The sequence below is a fragment of the Pseudomonas endophytica genome (assembly GCF_001411475.1).
GTDB classification, from domain to species: Bacteria; Pseudomonadota; Gammaproteobacteria; order Pseudomonadales; family Pseudomonadaceae; genus Aquipseudomonas; species Aquipseudomonas endophytica.
Genome location: NZ_LLWH01000134.1, coordinates 1 through 1963, shown reverse-complemented (window position 1 = coordinate 1963; position 1963 = coordinate 1). Strand labels below are relative to the sequence as shown.

General features: G+C 59.8%; 1 protein-coding gene and 1 pseudogene. Both read left to right on the top strand.

Features of this window, described 5'->3' with window-relative positions; translation table 11 throughout:
• Nucleotides 1–1553: pseudogene (locus AQS70_RS09810) on the top strand (phosphoenolpyruvate carboxylase); the annotation flags it as partial.
• Between the two features lie 286 nt (nt 1554–1839).
• The coding region (locus AQS70_RS09805) for a nucleoside monophosphate kinase (RefSeq protein WP_156355101.1) at nt 1840–1963 on the top strand (124 nt) is incomplete at its 3' end.

The window sequence follows — 1963 nt, the reverse complement described above, 5'->3', positions numbered from 1 at the left end:
AAACAACGGCGCGAACGCCGGCGCATTACCCGCTCGTGGGCACAGGGCGCCTTGAGCAGCTCGCAACTTGCGCCCGCAGGCGTATTGCACGACAATCAGGATCTGCTGGCGCCCTTGAAGCTGTGTTATGAATCGCTGCACGCCCGTGGTATGGGCGTCATCGCTGATGGCCCATTGCTCGACTGCCTACGCCGGGCGGTCACATTCGGCCTGTTTTTGGTGCGCCTTGATGTGCGTCAGGACGCAGCGCGCCACACCTCGGCCATGACTGAAATCACCGATTACTTGGGCCTTGGTCGTTATGAAGATTGGGATGAAGAGGCGCGCCTAAGCTTCCTGACGCGTGAACTGGACAACCGTCGACCGTTGTTGCCGGGGTACTTCAAACCCGACGCCGAGACCGCCGAAGTTCTCGCCACATGCCGTGAAGTGGCCGCTGCACCGGGAGCTTCGCTGGGCTCGTACGTGATCTCGATGGCGGGTGCGGCCTCTGACGTATTGGCGGTGCAATGCCGCAGGAAGTGATGATTGGTTACTCCGACTCGGCCAAAGATGCAGGCACCACGGCAGCCGCGTGGGCGCAGTACCGCGCACAAGAAAACCTAGTGAATATTTGCCGTGAGCAACAGGTCGATCTGTTGTTGTTTCACGGCCGTGGCGGCACTGTTGGGCGTGGCGGCGGCCCAGCCCATGCGGCGATTTTGTCGCAGCCGCCGGGGTCGGTGGCGGGGCGTTTTCGCACTACCGAACAGGGCGAGATGATTCGCTTTAAATTTGGTCTGCCCGACATCGCCGAACAAAACCTCAACCTGTATTTGTCGGCGGTTCTCGAAGCCACCTTGCTGCCGCCGCCACTGCCTGAGCCGGGTTGGCGGGTGTTGATGGATGAACTGGCCGCAGACGGGGTCAAGGCTTATCGCTCGGTAGTACGCGACAACCCACAGTTTGTTGAGTACTTTCGTCAGTCCACCCCTGAGCAGGAACTGGGCCGCCTGCCGCTAGGCAGTCGCCCGGCCAAACGTCGGGCGGGCGGGATTGAAAGTTTGCGCGCCATCCCATGGATTTTCGGCTGGACCCAAACCCGCCTCATGCGGCCCGCCTGGCTTGGTTGGGAAACCGCGCTCACCCAAGCGTTGGAGCGCGGTGAGGGCGAGCAGTTGGCGCAAATGCGTGAGCAGTGGCCGTTCTTCCGAACCCGGATCGACATGCTCGAAATGGTCTTGGCCAAAGCGGATGCTGACATTGCGCGCCTCTACGACGAGCGCTTGGTAGCGCCTGAGCTGCTGCCTTTAGGGGTGCATTTGCGCGACTTATTGTCGCAGGCGTGCGAGGTGGTACTGGGTTTGACCGGTCAGTCTCAACTGATGGCGCACAGCCCAGACACCTTGGAGTTTATTCGCTTGCGCAACACTTACCTCGACCCGTTGCACCTGTTGCAGGCCGAGTTGCTGGCGCGTTCGCGGCGCCAACAAGCGGCTCAGGACAGCCCTCTGGAACAAGCGTTGCTGGTGACTGTGGCGGGGATTGCAGCGGGTTTGCGCAACACCGGATAAACGCTTGCGCGTGCCAAATGTCGCGTCAACGTCTCTGGCAACACGTCTCATCGGGGCGTGGTCAGGCTGTGACGCGACAGTTTATGGCAGGGTTGCGACCTGTGACACCGCGTCGCAAGGGCTGGTTTACCCGTGATTATTCCTACTTTGGCCCGCTTGTGTGGGTTGGGACTGCTGTGTATCTTGGTCAGCCCTTTGGCCGATTATGCGGCCATCACCCGATTTTGAGATTGGCCCCAAGAGGCGAGTCTGCTGTCATTTAAATAAAAAATTGAGGAGCACATCGATGCGCGTCATTCTGCTGGGAGCTCCCGGGGCCGGTAAAGGTACTCAGGCAAAGTTCATCACTGAAAAATTTGGTATTCCGCAAATCTCTACTGGCGATATGTTGCGTGCAGCCGTCAAGGCTG